This is a genomic window from Thermococcus sp. M36, assembly GCF_012027355.1.
Taxonomy (GTDB): domain Archaea; phylum Methanobacteriota_B; class Thermococci; order Thermococcales; family Thermococcaceae; genus Thermococcus.
Genome location: NZ_SNUH01000021.1, coordinates 1 through 675, shown reverse-complemented (window position 1 = coordinate 675; position 675 = coordinate 1). Strand labels below are relative to the sequence as shown.

The 675-nt window shown below is 36.0% G+C and carries 1 protein-coding gene; it reads right to left on the bottom strand.

The features are described from left to right. Positions 1–675, bottom strand: a 675-nt coding sequence (locus E3E36_RS11115; RefSeq protein ID WP_206203609.1) for a hypothetical protein, incomplete at both ends; no start/stop codon positions are given.

The following is a 675-nucleotide window of genomic DNA, read 5'->3' as shown; positions in this document are numbered from 1 at the left end:
ATTATCGTTGTTTATTGTCCATACCAATTGGTAATTACCTGTTTTGTCAAAACTGAAAATACTGTTAGGTGAGTATGCATTACTGAATGAAGTATTACTTCCAACAGGTTTGGTAATAATGGTCCATGTTCCTGATTCAAAACTTCTGCTTGCATTTAAGTTGCCATGTAAAGTAATAGCAGTTGCATTAGTGAAGTTACAAATAGTAGTATCGTTCCCTGCGTTGGCGATAGTGGTTAAAGGGCGAATAGTTATTTGAACCGTATCAACAGAACTTGCACAAACATTATTACTGATATTCCATGCAAATAAATAAGTGCCTGCAGTTAATCCGTTTACAGTTGTTGAAGCATTGTTTTGATTGCTGAATGCACCGGTATTCGGTCCGCTTATCTGTTGCCAGATACCTGTACCTGTTGTTGGTGTATTAGCTTGTAAGTGTATGGTATCCTGAAAACATAGTAATCTGTTAAACCCTGCTTTAGCAGGGGTTACAGGCTGAGCGACAATTACGGTAACTGTATTGCTTATTAAAGAGGCACATACTCCACTTTGTACAAATGTTCTGTATTTAGTGGTACTTAAAAGGTTATTGTAAACTAATGAATCTGTTGTATTTGAAATGTTATTCCAGGTATTACCATTATCGGTAGATGATTGCCAGTATAAAATGTT